Raw genomic sequence first — 15,969 nt, 5'->3', positions numbered from 1 at the left:
CCGGCGACGCTGACGAACAGACAAGGGGTACATGGGTGCGCTCCGGAACAGGGAGATCCGAGCGCCACGAAGGCGCTCCTGGCCAAGGGGTCAGGAGCGACGGCGAGACCTGGGGTTGTGCGCCGTCGCTCTCAGCGACGGCGCACCCTGTCTGATTCCGGCACGAGCCCACGGTAACAGCGGAGTTGGAGACCTACAGGCTGCGGGCCGTGATGTCGCCGTGGGAGGTCGTGGCCCGGATGTCGAGTTCGGTGGTGCCGTCGTTCTTGAGGGAGTTGCTGATGCGGCCGTGGGCGGTGTCGGCGTCCAGGGCGGCCGAGACGCCGGCGGCGGCGCCGACCGCGATGTCACCGGACTGGGTGCGGAGCACGACCGTGCCGCGCACGGCCTCGGCGATCCGGATGTCGCCCCTTGCGGTGCTGATCTCCGCGGAGCCGCCCAGCCGGCCGATCTCGACATCGCCGTCGACCGCGGTGAGGCGGACGCTCGCGGCCTCGTCGATCTTGATCTGGCGGTATGCGCCTTCGAAGGCGACGTCGCCGAGGCGGCCGACGCCGCGGAGCTCGGCACTGGCGGCCCTGGCCTCCACACGGGAGCCGGCGGGCAGCCGGACCGTCACCTCGACGGATCCGGAGGGGCCGAAGAGCTGGTTCTTCGCCTCCCGGGCCGCGATCCGCAGGACCCCGTCGCCGTAGGTGACCTCGATCTGCTCCGCCGCCTTCACGTCGCGGCTCCTGGCGGCGTCGGCCGGCAGGACCTCGACCGTGGTGTCGGCCCGGTCGGCGCCGATGAACTGGATGCGTCCGGCGGGGATGTCGAGGACGGCGGTCACCGGGGTGGCGGTGTCGAACTTCTGCATCGTGCTCTCCTTCGACTCGTTGTTTCCGATGACAGAAAAGCTACGTTGCGTTCAATGATTCGACAACATACTCGTTGCGCGCTTCTGCCATTAGTGCAGGTAGAATACATAAAATCGTTGCAACGACTCTGAATCTAACGCAACAGAGCACCTTGGGTTCGTTGCAATGGATTGACTGCGAACGCTATGCTGGAGGCGCCGGGAACCACGAGAGACCGCAGAGGAGACCGCGATGCCGGGAGGCAGGCTCACCCAGCAGGAACGCCAGCAGATCGCGCTGGGACTGGCCGACGGCCTCGCCTACGCGGAGATCGCCAGAGGCCTCGACCGCCCGACCTCGACCGTCACGCGTGAGGTCATGCGCAACGGCGGCCCCACCGCCTACCGCGCCGACCTCGCCCACCGCGCCACCGAACACCGCGCCCACCGCCGCAGGCAGTCCACTCCCCGGAACTCGAAGACACCCCCGCAGGCCCACGGACGCGACGCCGAGGCGGTGCGCGAGTACGAGGAGGCGTTCACCACCCTCCTCATGCAACAGGGCCTGCCCAAGATGATGTCCCGGGTACTGACCTGCCTCTACACCACCGACGAGGGGAGCCTCACCGCGTCCGAGCTCGTCCAGCGCCTCCAGGTCAGCCCGGCGTCCGTCTCCAAGGCGGTCACGTTCCTCGCGGGCCAGGGCCTCATCCGCCGGGAACGCGACGAACGCCGCCGCGAGCGCTACGTCGTCGACACCGACGTCTTCTACCAGGGGATGGTCGCCGCTGCCCGGTCCAACGCCCAGCTCGCCGAGACCGCACGGCAGGGTGTCGGCATCGTCGGCCGCGACACCCCGGCGGCCGTCCGCCTCGAGAACATCGCCCGCTTCGTCGACTTCGTCGCCGAGAGCATGATCCGCGCCGCGGAGCAGGCCCGCGACATCCTCTACGCGAAGCCCGAGCACCCGAAGCCCGAGCACGCGAAGCCCGAGCCTGCCTCGGGCGGCACTGCCGGGCAGGGCTCCGATCACTGACGGACGGCCGCGGGCCTTCAGGTGCTGCCGAGCCACTCCCGTACCGCCTCGAAGTCGGCCTCCGTCAGGCCGTAGCGGTGGTCGACGCGGTGGAGGAGGGCCGGACCGGGGTGACGGACGGCGACCCAGGAGCGGTCGGCCTCGGTGAGTTCGTCGTCGATCCAGACGAAGGGCCGGCCGGCCGCCCAGGCGACCAGGGGGCGGGTCTTCCAGTGCAGCAGGGTTGACGGCTCGCCCTCGTCGGGCCACTCCACGACCGGCAGCGGGGGCAGGCCCAGCCAGGGGGCCAGGCAGGTGTTGGCGTCGTCCATCCAGGTCGTGGCCCACACCAGCTCGCAGCCCAGCCCCGCGAGCCGGCCGCCGAGCGCGGGGTCGACGCGGTTCAGCAGCGGATGCCCGGCGGCGTCCGGCGGCAGGCACCGGCCGCTGTCGTACACCGGGTAGGTGCGGTCGGCCGCCCCGAACGGGATGAGCGGACCGTCGACGTCGAGGAAGAGCAGCATCACCGACCAGGATCAGCCCTCGAAGCCCCGCTCGGCGAGAAGGGCGTCGATCCGGGCACGGTGCGCCTTCTCCCAGTCGTCCAGGCTCTCCGCCGCCTCCGCGGCCAGCTTCGCCCGCGCGGCCCGAAGGATCTCCGCCCGGCGGGCTGCCGGTACGGCGACCACGCCCTCCTCGTCGGCCACGACCACGTCCCCGGCCTCGATCCGTACGCCCCCGCAGCGCACGGGCTCGTTCAGCGGCCGTACGGCCTTCTTGGCGCCCGGGATCGGGATCACGCCCCGGGCGAAGACCGGGAAGCCCAGCTCGCGCACTTCGGCGAGGTCGCGGATCAGACCGTCGGCGACGAGGGCCGCGACTCCGCGCCGGCGGGCCACCGCGCAGACGTTTCCGCCGGCCAGCGCCCAGTCCAGGTCCCCGGACTCCACGACGATCACCGAGCCGGGCTCAGCGCGGTGGATCGCGGCGTGCAGCATCAGGTTGTCGCCGGGCGGGCAGCTCACGGTGAACGCCGGCCCGGCGATCCGCGGCACCGGCGCCCAGAGCGACCGTATGCCGATGTCCATGACCTGGTCGTGGCCGAGCAGGTCGGCCAGGGTCGTGGTGGGGATGTCCTGGAACTCGGTGGCGTCCGTCATGAGAGGGACGGTAGCGTCCCTGCCATGACTGCCGGGTCGGCCTTGTGCCGTGAGCGAGTTGGGTGCCCGGCCTCTGAGTGAGGTCCGCGCGGGCCAGGAGCCCGCCGCTTTCTCTGCGCACTGAGACCAGTCGTCAGCCGCAGAGAAGGAAACCCGAGTGCCCAACCCTTTCAACCAGAACATCATCGATGAGTTCCGCGCCCATCACGGCCGCATGAGCGGCCACTTCGAAGGCGCCCGGCTCGTCCTGCTCACCACCACCGGTGCCCGCACCGGCACCCCGCACACCACTCCGGTCGGCTGTCTCGCCGACGGCGGCGAGCGGATTCTCGTCATCGCCTCGGCCGGGGGCTCGCCCCGCCACCCCGACTGGTACCGCAACCTGCTCGCCCGTCCCGAAGCGACCGTCGAGAGCGGGGTGTTCACCTACCGGGCCCGTGCCGAGGTACTCACCGGCGAGGAGCGCGACCGGGCCTTCGCGCGGGCGGTGGAGGCCGACCCGGGCTGGCAGGCGTACCAGGAGAAGGCGGGCGGCCGGGTGATACCCGTCGTCGCGCTGCACCGGATCGCGCAGGGCGGTCCGCCGGAGATCGCCGCGGACTCCCCCGGCGAGGCGATGCGGCTCGTCCACGACATGTTCCGGCGTGAACTCGCCCTGATCCGGAAGGAGACGGCCGCGGGCGACGGCGCCATGCTCGGCGCCCAGCTACGCGTCAACTGCCTCACCCTGTGCGCGGGGCTGCACAACCACCACACCGGCGAGGGCACGGCCCTGTTCCCGTTCCTCGCCGGCCGTCACCCGCACCTCGCGCCCGTCCTGGAGCGGCTGGAGCGGGAGCACGTGCGTATCGCGGACCTCGTGGAGCAGTTGCGCCGGGTGGTCTCCGGCGAGCGTGCCGACCCGGCCGCGGCCCGTGCCGAGGTGGACCGGCTGACGGCCGCGCTGGAGGCGCATCTGGCCTACGAGGAGGAGCAGTTGCTGCCCGTGCTCGGCGGCTAGTGCCCCGGCAGGCAACGTTTGCCCGTAAAGGAGCGGCGTCCGGTGCGTGCTCTCGGCGTGCCGGCCGGAAGTCCTCGTACTGGACGTACTTGGGCTTTCGGCCGGTGCGGCGAGAGTGCGTGCCGGGCGTCGCGACGGGGCGAACGTTGCCTGTTGGGGCACTAGAACGGCAGCGGCCGCGCGTGTACGACGTCCAGCCGGGACACCGCCCGTGTGAGCACCACGTACAGCCGGTGTGCGCCGCGCTCCTCCGCCTCGGCGACGGCGGCCGGTTCGACGGCGACGACGTGGTCGTACTCCAGGCCCTTGACCAGGCTCGCGGGCACCACGGTCAGCCGGGCGCCGAGTTCGTCGGGGCCGGCCGGGGTGAGTCCGGCCTCGGTGAGCGCGGCGCACAGGCGGGCCACGTCCGTGTCGGCCGCCACGACGCCGACCGATCCCGCGTGGGCCAGGGCCTCGTGCACGGCTCTCACGGTCGTGCCGGTCACGTCGTCGGTCGGCCGGAGGGTCAGCTCGCCGTCCGTGCGCAGCGACCGTGCGGCGGGTACGGCCACGTCCAGCCGGTCCAGCAGCCGGTTGGCCAGTTCGACGACGGCGGCGGGCACCCGGAACCCGGTGGTCAGCGGCACCACGACGGCGTCCGGCTTGCCGAGGTGGCGCAGTTGGACGTCCCAGTCGCGGGCCGCCCACGGCGTGGTGCCCTGGGCGAGGTCGCCGAGGACGGTCAGCGAGCCGAACACGGCCCGGCGGGCGATCGCCCGGCACTCCATCGGCGAGAGGTCCTGCGCCTCGTCGACGACGATGTGGCCGTACCCCTCGGGGTGCTCGATCAGCCCCGCCAGCTCGTCCAGGAGGACGAGGTCGGCGGCCGACCAGCGGGCGGACCTGTACGAGCGCGGCGGGCGCGGCCACAGCAGTGCCGCCCGCTCGTCGGGGTCCAGCAGCCCGTCGGCGGCCGCCGCCAACGCCTCGCCGTCGGTGAGCAGTCCGGCGAGGACCTCCTCGGGGCGGGCCTTCGGCCACACCACGTCGAGCCGGGCGGTGAGCGGCCGCATCCGCTCGACCCTGCGCAGCCAGGCGTTCGGCGGCGGCCCCGAGCGCCGCTCCACCTGCTCCAGCAGCAGGCGTACCACCCGGGCCCGGACCCGCTCGCGCCCGATCGCGTACGGCGGCTCCTCCGCGCGCACCTCGTCGACGACGGCGGCCAGCTGCCCGGCGGTGACCCGCAGCCAGTAGGAGCCGTCCCGTACGGCGAGGTCGGTCACCCCCTCGGCGGACACCCGCGCGTACAGCGCCCGGCGCAGTACCGCGGCCATGCGGGGGTCGTGCTTGAGCGCGGCCGTGGGGGTGGGGTCGGTGCCGGTTGCCGGGTGGCGGGCGATCTCGTCCTGGAGGGTGGCCTGGCGGACCCCGCTCTCGCCGAGGGAGGGCAGCACCTCGGCGATGTAGGAGAGGAAGGTGCGGTTGGGGCCGAGGATCAGCAGGCCGGAGCGCTGGACACGCCTGGCGTGGGTGTAGAGCAGGTAGGCGGCGCGGTGCAGGCCGACGGCGGTCTTGCCGGTACCCGGGGCGCCCTGCACGCACACGGAGGCGGTGAGGTCGCCGCGCACCAGGTCGTCCTGCTCGGGCTGGATGGTGGCGACGATGTCCCGCATCGGGCCGACCCGGGGCCGCTCGATCTCCCGCGCCACGATGTCGCTGGCCTGGCTCTCGCCCCGGCCCAGGTACTCGTCCTCCAGCCCGGTGAGGTCGGCGGAGTCGCCCCGACTGCCCGGGGCCCAGCCGAACCTGCGGCGCACCTGGACGCCCTGCGGATCGCGCGCTCCGGCCTGGTAGAAGGCGCGGGCTACGGGCGCCCGCCAGTCGACGACGAGGGGCGGGGCGGCCGGGTGCTCGGTGATCCGCAGCCGGCCCACGTGCAGTGCTTGACCAGCGGCCTGCGGCCGCGGGCTCCGCCCGCCGTGCCCGGGGTCGGTCGCGGCGAAGTCCAGCCGGCCGAAGAAGAGCGGGCCCCGGGGCAGTTCGCGCAGCGCCTTGGCATGGCTGCGCAGCTGGAAACCGAGGACCTCGGCGTCGGCACCGGAGGCGGAGACGTCCTCGCCGATGACGACCTGTTCGGCGGCACCGTCCACCATGGCGGCGAGGGCGGCGCGGCAGGTGTCGTGGTAGGCGCGTTCGCGGTGGAGGGTGGCCTCGATGTCCTCGGGGGCGGGGTGGAGTGACGTCATGACTCCACCGTACCCAGAAAATGCAACCGGGTTAAATATGTTACCGAGTCTCGACGGATTGGGCGGTCAGCCCGCCCAGCCCTGCCGCCAGCCGCCCGAAGGCCCGCTCGGCGGCCCGTACCGCATCCGGCCGCACCTGCTCCACACCCTCGCCCGCCGCGATCCGCCGCCAGTTCTCCAGCGCGAGGATCCGCTGGACGGCGATGATCTGCCCGGCGGCGAGCCGGGCGTCGAGACCGCCCCCGAGCGCTTCGGCGAGCGCCGCCTCCGCCCGCTCCTGATAGCCGTACACCCGCGCCACCAGGGCGGGAGTCCCGTACAGCAGCCGGTGGAAGGCGAGCACCGCGGGATGGTCGTTCAGCCCCGTGACCGGATCGGAGCGCTCCAGCCCGTCCAGGAAGTTGCGGCGCAGCGCACCCAGCGGGTCGGCCGTCCCGGCGACCACCCGCGCGGCCTCCGCCTCGTGGTCCGCGATCCGGTGCAGGACCAGGTCCTCCTTGGCCGGGAAGTACCGGAAGAGGGTCGGCTTGGAGATCCCGGCCGCGGCGGCCACCTCCGCGACCGACACGGCGTCGAAGCCGCGCTCCAGGAACAGCGCCACGGCGGTGTCCGACACGTCCTGGTACATCCGCCGCTTCTTGCGCTCGCGCAGGCCCATCTCTTCCATGGGACGAGCCTACGCAGCACCGTCCGGGAGGGTCGGCCAGGCCAGGGCGCCGGTGAGACAAGGGCTGGTCCGGTGCCGGGACGACAGGCCCAGGGAGGCGGTGGCCGCCGCCAGGGTCATCGCGTACGACTCCACCGCGCGGCGGACGTTGGGGGCGTCCAGACTCGCGCCGGTGACCAGGCGGTCGAGGTCGACGTAGGCCGAGCGGACGATCTCGACCCACCGGTACACCCGCCAGTCCCGCCGCCACTCGTGGGTGTACCGCGCGGGCAGACGGGTCTCCCAGCGGCGGAACATACGGTCCCGGATCTCCGGCCGGGTGGGGGTGAGGTGCATGTGCCGGACCAGCTCGTACAGCGGGTCGCCGACCAGGGCCATCTCCCAGTCGATGACGGTCAGGGCCGGGCGGTCGTCACGGCGCACCAGGTTCCACGGGTTGAGGTCGCCGTGCAGCAGGGCCGGGGCGCGGGCGGTGACCTGGTGCCGGGCGAGGATCTCGCGCAGCCTCGGCGCGTCGGGCAGGCCGAGGAAGCGGGCCAACTGCTGGGACGCCTTGGGCAGGCCGGCGACCAGCGCCACCAGCTGCTCGCTGAGCCAGCCGTAGAAGCCGCCCCGGCCCGCGACCGGGTCGATCTCGGTGTAGTCGACCCCGGTGAGCGCGGCCAGCTGGTCGACGAGATCGTCCGCCTCGTGCGGGAGCAGGCCGCCCACCGGGTGGACGGGCCCCCGGCCGGGGTCGCTCGGACCCTCGTAGGTGTGGATGGCGAAGCGGTCCCCGGAGTACGTCCGGATGCCGGAGCGGTCCATCGAGTGGCTCTCGCCCAGCGCCAGCACCCGGGGCGCGGCCACTGCCGCCCCGGAGCGCTCGATCGCCCTGAGCACGGCGTGCTCGCTGAGGAAACTGCGTTCGCGCCGGGTCACGTTCACGGCCTTGCGGCGGACCACGACGGGGAACGGGGTGCCGGGCACCCGGAGCACCGTGTTGAGGTGCGCGGTGCCCTTGAAGACCCGGTCGGCCGGGGCAGCGCCCTCCAGCAACAGGGCGTCGGCGACGGCCCGGTGGGGAAAGTCGGGGTGCTCGGGGACCCGCCGGTCCGGCGTCCAGTCGATCGCCCGGACCGCGGGCACGTGCGGCGCCCCGCCGCCGGTCGCCGTCCGCACGCCGGGCCGCACGGACGCCCGCCAGCGGAACAGGATCCGCTCGATCTCCCGCTCCCCGGGCACATGGGCGAGGCGCAGCGGCGCGGCCGCCGCCTCCAGGGCGCGCCGGACCCGGGCCGTCGCCCCGTCCAGGCCCTCCTGGTCGAAGCACTCGTCCAGGGACATCGCGGCCCGCATCACGTCCGGGTACACCGACTGGGCCTGCTCGAAGGCGACGTAGTGACGCAGGTCCCTGGTCACACCGTTGACGGCCGCGGGACGGACCTCGCGCATGGCGCACGCCCACGCCTCGACCACCTCGTCCCGCTGGTGGTCCGGGTAGCGCATCCGGACCAGATGGGTGGCGAGGTCGTGCAGCGGGTCGCCGTAACTCGCCAGCTCCCAGTCGACGCGGACCAGGGGCGAGGTGCCGCCGCTGGGCATGATCACGTTGTCCCGGTGCAGGTCGGCGTGGAGCAGGCTGTAGGGCCGGCGGGTCATGACCGGGACCCGCTCGGCCAGCCGGGCCAGGGCGTCCTCGGGGATGCCCAGGGCGGCGAACAGGCCGCCGAAGCAGGCCCGGTTGGGCTGTCGGATCTGCAGGTCGGCCATGCCGGCCAGGGCCCGCAGAAAGCCCTGGCTGTCGCTGAAGTTCCGGGGCCACAGCGCGGGCAGGGGCGGCAGCGCGGCGCTGCTGCGCACCTGGGCCGTCTCGGCGAGCAGGCCCGCCAGGGACCGGACCAGCAGGCCGTCGACAGGCTTCCCGTCTCCGCAGACGCTGGAGAGCGGCACGCCGTCCACATGGCTGTGGACGGCGAAGCCGTCTCCCTCGGCCAGGCACTCGGGCACGCCGGGCAGGACACCCCGGACGGCGCGCAGGACCGCCGCCTCGTTCTGCCAGGTCCGGATCACCACGGGCAGGGCGCCCGCGCGCCGCACCCGCACGGTCACGGTGGTCCCCGGCTGACGTCCGATCAGCCGGGCCATCGGCCCGTCCAGCGACAGCACGTAGTTCTGGTGGTGGAAACCTCCGCTCACCCGCCCGGTCGCGACGGCCCGCGCCAGGAGCTCCTGGCACACGGAGCGGGGCAGAACTCGGCCGGCGCGCCTCCCGGTCATGTCGCGGGGGACGGGTGGTGCGCCCACGGGCCGCTCCGGGGTTCGATCGCGCTGCGCTGGAGGGGGACGAACGGGTCGGGGAAACGCTAACTCCCCACAGATGGTTCGGCATGCTAGCGCACCGACCGCACCCTCCGGAGCAACAGCAGCAAGGGCTCCAGCGACCGCACGACACGCTCGGCCCCCGCCGCCCTCAGGAGTTTCTCCTTCCCCTCATTACGCGCGTAGCCCAGGAACGGAACGCCCGCCTCACGGGCCGCCAGCAGGTCGGAGGGGGTGTCGCCGATCATCAGGGCCTTGGCGGGCGGGGCGCCCGTCCCGCTCAGGGCGCGGTTGAGGCAGTGCGGGTCCGGCTTGAGGAGGTGCAGGTCCTGGGTGCGGCCGTAGACGTGCGGGGCGAAGCAGCCGTCGAGACCGCGTTTCTCGAGGTAGGCCCGGACCACCCGGGGCGAGTTGTTGGTGGTGATGGCCAGACGGGATCCGACGGCCGTCCAGGTACGGATCAGCGGGTCGGCGTAGGCGGTCGGCAGGGCGGAGGCGGCGGCCCGCAGCTCCTCCTGGGTGAGCCGTTCCTCCACTTCGGCGACGAGGTCGCTGCCCGGGTGCCTGCGGTCCACGGCGCGCAGCACGACCTGCGGGTCCAGCGTGTCCCGCTCGGTGTCGGTGAGCAGCCCGCGCAGGCCCTGCAGCTCGAGCCACTCCACCAGCTCGGCAGCCACGCGCGCCGCCTTGTGCCTGGCGAACAGGCGGCAGATCGGCCCGTCGAAGTCCCACAGGACGACCCGCGCAGCTGTGATCAGTTCTCGTAGCTTCTCGATCTCGTTCGCATCAGGAGTCGCATCAGAAGTCACTAGGAGAGTGTCAGGTCCGTCGTGATGGTTTCCCAGAGGGCGTCGAACCACTTCTGGGATTGCGCGACGAACGCCGCGTCCCGCTGACCGGCCCGCTTCTCGAAGGAGAAGAGGAGGGACTCGGAGCCGACGGTGTCGTACATCTCCAGCATTCCCCCCTCCGTCGGCTCCTCCCGGCGCGTGATCATGTAGTACGCGTACAGCGCCTCGGACCCGTTGAGCAGGTACAGCTTGGCCGGCGGGGTGAACGGCAGGGCGCGGAAGGTGACGTGCACGTCGATGTCGTGGGTGGAGCGCAGGGCCTGGAGGTTGTACTGCAGGACCTGCCCCTGGGCGTTGCGCATCGCCAGCCAGCGCTGGTGCACGGTGTCGTCGTCGGGGCGGGCGTCGACGGAGACCGGGAAGGCGAGATTGATGTCCCGGGACGGCAGCAGGATGCGGACGTCGATCCGGTCGGGGCGCAGGCGGCCCTCGTGGATCAGGCGCAGCGGCTCGCCCAGGGCGGGGATCAGGGACTGCGCGGTCAGGCAGGCCGCGTCGATCCGCACGTGCGGCGCGGAGAACGCCTCGGTCAGCCGGGGAGCGAGGCCCACCATCGTCGGCTGGGGCTCGTCGTGGGCGGGGGCCGGCTCGGCGATGCGCGGGGGGCTGCCCTTGCTGACGTTGCTGAGCAGACCGTCCTCCGCCAGTGCCCGGATGGCCTGACGTACGGCACCGCGCTCCACCCCGAACTCCTCGGCCAGCTCGGCCTGGGTGGGCAGGCGCTCGCCCGTCTTCAGGTCGCCGGCGCGGATGCGTTCCCGCAGGACGTCGGCGATCTCGCGGGGCGTGAGCCTTCTGCTGCCGTTCGCTGCCACGTTCTCCTGGGTCACAACCAAACGCTACAACCCTGATCCATCTAAGGGGAGTTGTTCCGAAGTTGTTTGCGAGTAGCGACCAAGTGGGGACAACCTAATTAGAGTTGGTTGCCAACTTGGTCGAGTTGGCAGGCCGAAAGGGGGAACCACCATGCCCGTCCTCGCACTCCTCTGCGCCGCCTTCGTCGTCGGCTTCGAGCAGCTCGTCCAGTGGAAGTACGGCGCCGCCGGCATCGTCGGCCTGCTCCTGCTCTCCGTCGGCATCAAGGCCAAGAGCCCGGCGGTCAGCTCCGCCGGAGCCGTGCTGCTCGCGGTGCTCCTCGCGGGTCCCGCCCTCTGATCACGAGCCTTGGCTACGTCAGCACCAGCTCCGAACTGATCGTCTCCCACAGCGCGTTGAACCACAGCTGGGACTGCTCCACGAACGTGGTGTCGCGCGGCTCGCCGCCCTGTTCGAAGGCGAACAGCAGCGACCGCGTGCCCTCCGCGTCGTAGAGCTGCAGCTGCTCGTGGTCGATCTCCCGCTCGCGGCGGCTGAGCGTGTAGTACGCGAACAGCGCCTCGGACCCGTTGAGCAGATACAGCTTGACCGGCGGCGTGAACGGCAGCGCGCGGAAGGAGACACGCACGTCGATGCGGTGCGTGGTGCGCAATGCCTCCAGGTTGTGCCGCAGCACCTGGCCCTGGGCGTTGCGCTGGGACAGCCAGCGCCGGTGCAGCAGGGCGCCGTCGGCGGCGTCCACCGGCGCCGGGAAGGCGAGGTCGATGTCCCGGCTGGGCAGCAGCACCCGGACGTCGATCTTGGCCGGTTTCAGCTTGCCGGCATGGATCTGGCGCAGCGCGACGCCCAGGGCCAGCGTGAGCGAGACCGAGGTCAGGCAGAGGGCGTCTATCTCGACGTGCGGGGCGGCGAAGGCGGCCGCGATGCGCGGGGCGAGGCCCACCATGGTGGGCTGCGGCACCGCCGGGACGGTCACGGGGCGGACGTGCCCCCCGGGCGCGGCCACGGTGGCGGGGCTGCCCTTGGACACATTGGTGAGCAGGCGCTCCGAGTGCAGGATGCGCAGGGCCTCCCGTACGGCACCGCGCTCCACGCCGAACTCGTCCGCCAGCTTGGCCTGGGTGGGCATGCGCTGGCCCGGTCGCAGCACACCGGAACGGATCCGGGCGCGCAGTTCGTCGGCCACCTCGCGATGTGACGTGCGTGACCGCTGTGGCCTCTTCCGTTCACTGGCGGAGGCGTGTTCCGGGTCCACGAACAAACACTACAACTTCCCGCCATCTTGCGGCAGTTCACGGAAAGGTGGTTATGAGCCGCATCCAGGCGGAGATAAGTAAAGTGAAGTTGGTAGCCAACTTGAACAACATGGTCGAGCTTCCCCAGTGGTTGGCCGACCGGGCTCCCTTCCGGAGGGGAGCCGGGAGCCCGGGCAGGGGGCGGCCACCGGAGCGCACAGTCACAACTGAACAGCCGGCACAGCCACAACTGAACAAGGTCATGGCACAGCCACAACTGAACAGTTAGCTACGGATGCACAGTCAGCGTCGGCCGGACGAGGGGAGCCTCAGAAGATGTCCGGGCACCACGGTCGCCCGGACGTGCGAAACAGGGCGTCGGCCTTCCGGGCGGCGCCCTCTCGTTCTTCCCGGACCCGGCCGAGCGCCGTGAGCCGCACCAGGGACTCGTCCCCGAGCCAGACCGTGGCCAACTCGGCCACCGGCAGCGTGAGATCGACGGCGGTGCCGCCCGCCGGAGTGCAGGACGCACCCTCCGGCGAGGCCTCCAGCCGGAACCGGCCCCCGGCCGGTCCTCCCGGGTCCACGACCTCCAGCACCAGCGAGCCGGTCCCCTCGTACGTCCGCGCCTCCAGGGCCCGTACGACGTCCAGGATCCGTACCCACAGCCAGTCCGCGTGATCGGTGACCCTGGCGGCGCGCGGGTCGGGCAGGAAGAACGGCAGCAGGTCGTCCGGGCCGCGCCAGCCGCTCTTGACCCTGGTGATCCAGTCGATCGAGCACAGGTACCGCCACAGGGCGCCCTCGGCCGCCGGGGTCGCGGCGATCAGCCAGTTGACGTCGGCGGTGTTGTGCGGCTGCTTGTCGTGCCAGTTGTCGTCGGACTCGTACGACACCAGGCCCTCCACCTCGCCGGAGGCGGAGCGGTAGACCCCGTAGAACGGCTCGGTCCACTCGCCGCCGAAGCGGACGACGCCGGTGTTCGCCTGCCAGTACAGCTCGTCCCGGCTGACGGCGCCGGGCTGGGCGCGGCGGATGCGCTCGTACAGCTCGGGGCCGAGCTTGCGGACGTCCTCGCCGTCCACGAGATCGATCCGGCCGCCGTCCTGCGGACCGGACCAGCGCGGATCGAGACCCGCGCGGGGCACCTCGACGGTCCACCGGGTCGTCCAGGTCGCCGGGCCGAAGCCGTAGCGGCCGTAGATCGGGTACTCGGCGGCGATCAGGGTCGCGACGACGTCGCCGCGTTCCCTGGCCGCCGCCAGGTCCCGGTTCATCATGCGGGTCAGCAGGCCGCGGCGGCGGTGCGTGGGGGTGACGGTGACGTTGGAGACGGCGTTCGCGGGGACGGGGGCGCCGCCCACCGCGGTGACCTCCTGGGCGAAGGAGCGGTACGTCGCCACACAGCGGCCGTTGTCGAAGGCGCCCAGCAGCCGGCCCTCGACGAACTGCCGGCGGCGCGCCTCCAACTGCTCGGCCGTCAGCACCGGCTCATTCAGGAAACCGGTTCTCAGAGCGCGGTGCCAGTCCGCGAAGTCGGCCTCGGTCACGGTGCGGACGTCGTTGGTCATGGGGTCACGGTAGGCGCGCCTCCCGAGCCGTGTCGCCCGGATTTCGCCCGCCTCCCCCTCGGGTCCCGTGGGGTCGGCAAGGCCGGTCCCGTCAGGTCAGGAGATCGTCCACCTGCGCCTCGCCCACCCGGTAGCGGCGGGCGATCTCCCCGCTGCAGTCGTCGGTGACCCGCTGCAGGCGCTGGCGGCGCCGGGAGACCTCCTGCTCGTAGCGGACCAGGCGGCCCATGGCGGTGGTCAGCTCCAGATCGGTGCGGGCCTTGAGGTCCGACAGCTCGACCTCGCCGAGCATCTCCGCGGCCAGCAGCCGGTACTCCTCGTTGTGCGGGGTGCCGAGTGTGACATGGCGGGCCGAGGAGCGCTGCCGGGCCGGGGCGTCGGTGAGGATCTCCGGGAGCCGCTCCACCACGGAGGCGTCCGCGGGCGCCGGCACGGACGCCCGGCCGCGCCGGGCCAGTTCCGCGCGCAGGATGTCGATCCGGCCCTGCAGCAGCCGCCGCACATAGCTGAGGTCCGCCTCGTCGCGCTGCGCGTCACGGCGCAGGACGCGCAGTTCGGGCAGGCTCAGCCGGGCCAGGTCGTGCTCGGGCGGTTCCGCGGGCAGCGACGGGCCGGACGGGCCGTCGCCGCGCTGCACGGGCGGCCGGTGCGTCTCCAGCCACCCGGTAATCGGTGTGCTCATGTGCGTGTGACCGTCCCCTCGACCGGCGTGTGGAAGCATCGTGCCACCCCAAGTGGCCACTATGTGACCGAGTGCCCCCGAACGGCCCCAGATGGGGGCTTAAGGAGCAATAATGGACCGCCTGTGACCGGGTCCCGGGCACCCGGCATGATGGTGCGCATGCGTGCGGTGGTGCAGAGAGTGGACGGCGCGAGTGTCGTCGTGGACGGCGAGACGGTGGGCGCGATCGAGGGCGAGGGCCTGTGCGTCCTGGTGGGGGTGACCCACGAGGACACCAAGGAGAAGGCGGCCCAACTGGCCCGCAAGCTCTGGTCGATCCGCATGCTGCACGACGAGAAGTCCTGCTCGGACATCGACGCCCCGCTGCTCGTCATCAGCCAGTTCACCCTCTACGGCGACGCCCGCAAGGGCCGCCGCCCCACCTGGAACGCGGCGGCCCCCGGCGACGTCGCCGAGCCCCTGGTCGACGAGGTCGTCGCCCAGCTGCGTGCCCTGGGCGCGACGGTGGCGACGGGCCGGTTCGGGGCCCGGATGCGGGTGTCGTTGACAAATGACGGGCCGTTCACGGTGCTGGTGGAGATCTAGCGCCGCGAAAACCGACGGCGCCGCACCTTCACAGGGGCCGTGAGCTACGGCTTGACCACGACCTCCTGCGCGGCGGCCGTGTCTCCGGCCAGGAGCCTCGCGTCGGTCGGGACGTTGCGCTTCACCAGGGCCAGGGCGATCGGGCCCAGTTCGTGGTGGCGTACCGACGTCGTCACGAAGCCGATCTTGCGGCCGTCGGGGCCCTCGTCCGCGAGGTGGATCTCGGTGCCGTGGACCGGCAGGTGGACGTCGCTGCCGTCCAGGTGCAGGAAGACCAGACGGCGCGGCGGCTTGCCCAGGTTCTGCACGCGGGCCACCGTCTCCTGGCCTCGGTAGCAGCCCTTCTGGAGGTGGACCGCGGTGCCGATCCAGCCCAGCTCGTGCGGGATCGTGCGGTGGTCGGTCTCGAAGCCGACGCGGGGCCGGTGGTGCTCGACGCGCAGCGCCTCGTGGGCCAGCAGACCGGCGGCGGGGCCGGCAGCGGCGGCGAAGGGCTCCAGGTCGGCACGGGGCAGGAAGAGGTCACGGCCGTACGCCGTCTCGCGTACGACGACACCCTCCGGCACCTCGGCGATCGAGCCGGCCGGCAGGCTGACGACCGCGAAGTCGTCGGTGCGGTCGGCGACGTCGACCCGGTAGAAGAACTTCATCGACTCCAGGTACGCGAGCAGCGCCTCCTGGGTGCCGGGCTCCACATGGGCCCAGACCGTCGTCCCGTCGTCCACCAGATACAGCGCGTGCTCGATGTGGCCGTGCGCGGAGAGGATCAGTGCCTCGGTGGCCTCGCCCGCGGGCAGATCGCTGACGTGCTGGGTGAGCAGGAGATGCAGCCAGCTGAGGCGGTCCTCACCGGTCACGGTGAGGACCCCGCGGTGGGAGAGGTCGACGAATCCGGTGCCGTCGGCGAGGGCGCGCTGCTCGCGGAACAGGTCGCCGTAGTGGGCGGCGACGTCTTCGTCCACACCCTCGGCGGGGACGGCGCCGGGCAGGGACAGCAGAGGGCTCTTCATACGGGTAAGC

16 protein-coding genes are annotated in these 15,969 nt (G+C 72.3%); 4 read left to right on the top strand and 12 right to left on the bottom strand.

Going from position 1 to position 15,969, the window contains the following annotated elements; translation table 11 throughout:
• Positions 1-193: 193 nt before the first annotated feature.
• Positions 194-859, bottom strand: a complete 666-nt coding sequence (locus FB157_RS03645) for a DUF4097 family beta strand repeat-containing protein (RefSeq protein ID WP_145875901.1) — start codon at positions 857-859, stop codon at positions 194-196.
• Positions 860-1,091: 232 nt separating this feature from the next.
• Here FB157_RS03645 and FB157_RS03640 point away from each other — a divergent pair, with 232 nt between their 5' ends.
• Positions 1,092-1,874 carry a helix-turn-helix domain-containing protein gene (locus FB157_RS03640; protein WP_145875900.1) on the top strand — a complete coding sequence of 261 codons (783 nt, stop codon included), beginning with the start codon at positions 1,092-1,094 and terminating at the stop codon, positions 1,872-1,874.
• 17 nt (positions 1,875-1,891) lie between these two features.
• Here FB157_RS03640 and FB157_RS03635 read toward each other — a convergent pair whose 3' ends face one another.
• Together FB157_RS03635 and FB157_RS03630 are read right to left on the bottom strand one after the other, a co-directional pair.
• Complete coding sequence (locus FB157_RS03635) at positions 1,892-2,377, bottom strand: HAD domain-containing protein (protein ID WP_145875898.1); 486 nt, start codon at positions 2,375-2,377, stop codon at positions 1,892-1,894.
• Positions 2,378-2,389: 12 nt separating this feature from the next.
• Positions 2,390-3,013: an RraA family protein gene (locus FB157_RS03630; protein ID WP_145875896.1), complete on the bottom strand. Its 624-nt coding sequence runs from the start codon at positions 3,011-3,013 to the stop codon at positions 2,390-2,392.
• A 157-nt stretch (positions 3,014-3,170) separates the two neighbouring features.
• Here FB157_RS03630 and FB157_RS03625 point away from each other — a divergent pair, with 157 nt between their 5' ends.
• Positions 3,171-4,013 (top strand): nitroreductase family deazaflavin-dependent oxidoreductase, encoded by an 843-nt coding sequence (locus FB157_RS03625; protein ID WP_145875894.1) that lies wholly within the window; start codon positions 3,171-3,173, stop codon positions 4,011-4,013.
• 161 nt (positions 4,014-4,174) lie between these two features.
• On the opposite strand, the gene FB157_RS03620 is transcribed toward FB157_RS03625, so the two are convergent.
• From FB157_RS03620 to FB157_RS03600, 5 genes are all read right to left on the bottom strand, one after another.
• On the bottom strand, positions 4,175-6,241 hold the full coding sequence (locus tag FB157_RS03620; RefSeq protein WP_145875892.1) for an AAA family ATPase: 2,067 nt from the start codon (positions 6,239-6,241) through the stop codon (positions 4,175-4,177).
• Positions 6,242-6,281: 40 nt separating this feature from the next.
• Entirely contained in the window at positions 6,282-6,908 is a 627-nt protein-coding gene (locus FB157_RS03615; protein WP_145875890.1) for a TetR family transcriptional regulator, read from the bottom strand.
• Positions 6,909-6,917: 9 nt separating this feature from the next.
• Complete coding sequence (locus FB157_RS03610; RefSeq protein ID WP_145875888.1) at positions 6,918-9,194, bottom strand: phosphotransferase family protein; 2,277 nt, start codon at positions 9,192-9,194, stop codon at positions 6,918-6,920.
• Positions 9,195-9,280: 86 nt separating this feature from the next.
• Positions 9,281-10,018 (bottom strand): HAD family hydrolase, encoded by a 738-nt coding sequence (locus FB157_RS03605; RefSeq protein ID WP_145875886.1) that lies wholly within the window; start codon positions 10,016-10,018, stop codon positions 9,281-9,283.
• Positions 10,018-10,896: a winged helix-turn-helix domain-containing protein gene (locus FB157_RS03600; RefSeq protein WP_145875884.1), complete on the bottom strand. Its 879-nt coding sequence runs from the start codon at positions 10,894-10,896 to the stop codon at positions 10,018-10,020. Before FB157_RS03600 ends, FB157_RS03605 begins: the two co-directional genes overlap by 1 nt.
• Positions 10,897-11,026: 130 nt before the next feature.
• Between FB157_RS03600 and FB157_RS03595 the strand changes: the two genes are divergently transcribed.
• Positions 11,027-11,215 carry a hypothetical protein gene (locus tag FB157_RS03595; RefSeq protein WP_145875882.1) on the top strand — a complete coding sequence of 63 codons (189 nt, stop codon included), beginning with the start codon at positions 11,027-11,029 and terminating at the stop codon, positions 11,213-11,215.
• A gap of 13 nt (positions 11,216-11,228) precedes the next feature.
• Here the strand turns inward: FB157_RS03595 and FB157_RS03590 are convergent, their stop codons facing one another.
• The 3 genes from FB157_RS03590 to FB157_RS03580 form a co-directional block, all read right to left on the bottom strand.
• Positions 11,229-12,137 carry a FadR/GntR family transcriptional regulator gene (locus FB157_RS03590; RefSeq protein WP_145875880.1) on the bottom strand — a complete coding sequence of 303 codons (909 nt, stop codon included), beginning with the start codon at positions 12,135-12,137 and terminating at the stop codon, positions 11,229-11,231.
• A 303-nt stretch (positions 12,138-12,440) separates the two neighbouring features.
• Positions 12,441-13,682, bottom strand: coding sequence for a GNAT family N-acetyltransferase (locus tag FB157_RS03585; protein WP_145875878.1), 1,242 nt, complete (start codon positions 13,680-13,682; stop codon positions 12,441-12,443).
• 91 nt (positions 13,683-13,773) lie between these two features.
• Positions 13,774-14,364 carry an aerial mycelium formation protein gene (locus tag FB157_RS03580; RefSeq protein ID WP_145875876.1) on the bottom strand — a complete coding sequence of 197 codons (591 nt, stop codon included), beginning with the start codon at positions 14,362-14,364 and terminating at the stop codon, positions 13,774-13,776.
• A 159-nt stretch (positions 14,365-14,523) separates the two neighbouring features.
• On the opposite strand from FB157_RS03580, the gene dtd reads away from it, so the two are divergent.
• Positions 14,524-14,949: a D-aminoacyl-tRNA deacylase gene (gene dtd, locus FB157_RS03575; protein WP_145875875.1), complete on the top strand. Its 426-nt coding sequence runs from the start codon at positions 14,524-14,526 to the stop codon at positions 14,947-14,949.
• 44 nt (positions 14,950-14,993) lie between these two features.
• On the opposite strand, the gene FB157_RS03570 is transcribed toward dtd, so the two are convergent.
• Positions 14,994-15,959 (bottom strand): folate-binding protein YgfZ, encoded by a 966-nt coding sequence (locus tag FB157_RS03570; RefSeq protein ID WP_145875873.1) that lies wholly within the window; start codon positions 15,957-15,959, stop codon positions 14,994-14,996.
• Between the last annotated feature and the right edge of the window lie 10 nt (positions 15,960-15,969).

It is taken from the genome of Streptomyces sp. BK340 (genome assembly GCF_007827595.1).
GTDB lineage: Bacteria > Actinomycetota > Actinomycetes > Streptomycetales > Streptomycetaceae > Streptomyces.
This window is presented reverse-complemented; position numbering and strand designations above follow the sequence as displayed.

What these genes read in the sequence shown, in the direction of transcription:
- FB157_RS03645 (WP_145875901.1), bottom strand. Translation starts at nt 859, where the DNA reads ATGCAGAAGTTCGACACCGCCACCCCGGTGACCGCCGTCCTCGACATC.
- FB157_RS03640 (WP_145875900.1), top strand. Translation starts at nt 1,092, where the DNA reads ATGCCGGGAGGCAGGCTCACCCAGCAGGAACGCCAGCAGATCGCGCTG.
- FB157_RS03635 (WP_145875898.1), bottom strand. Translation starts at nt 2,377, where the DNA reads ATGCTGCTCTTCCTCGACGTCGACGGTCCGCTCATCCCGTTCGGGGCG.
- FB157_RS03630 (WP_145875896.1), bottom strand. Translation starts at nt 3,013, where the DNA reads ATGACGGACGCCACCGAGTTCCAGGACATCCCCACCACGACCCTGGCC.
- FB157_RS03620 (WP_145875892.1), bottom strand. Translation starts at nt 6,241, where the DNA reads ATGACGTCACTCCACCCCGCCCCCGAGGACATCGAGGCCACCCTCCAC.
- FB157_RS03615 (WP_145875890.1), bottom strand. Translation starts at nt 6,908, where the DNA reads ATGGAAGAGATGGGCCTGCGCGAGCGCAAGAAGCGGCGGATGTACCAG.
- FB157_RS03595 (WP_145875882.1), top strand. Translation starts at nt 11,027, where the DNA reads ATGCCCGTCCTCGCACTCCTCTGCGCCGCCTTCGTCGTCGGCTTCGAG.
- FB157_RS03585 (WP_145875878.1), bottom strand. Translation starts at nt 13,682, where the DNA reads ATGACCAACGACGTCCGCACCGTGACCGAGGCCGACTTCGCGGACTGG.
- FB157_RS03580 (WP_145875876.1), bottom strand. Translation starts at nt 14,364, where the DNA reads ATGAGCACACCGATTACCGGGTGGCTGGAGACGCACCGGCCGCCCGTG.
- dtd (WP_145875875.1), top strand. Translation starts at nt 14,524, where the DNA reads ATGCGTGCGGTGGTGCAGAGAGTGGACGGCGCGAGTGTCGTCGTGGAC.
- FB157_RS03570 (WP_145875873.1), bottom strand. Translation starts at nt 15,959, where the DNA reads ATGAAGAGCCCTCTGCTGTCCCTGCCCGGCGCCGTCCCCGCCGAGGGT.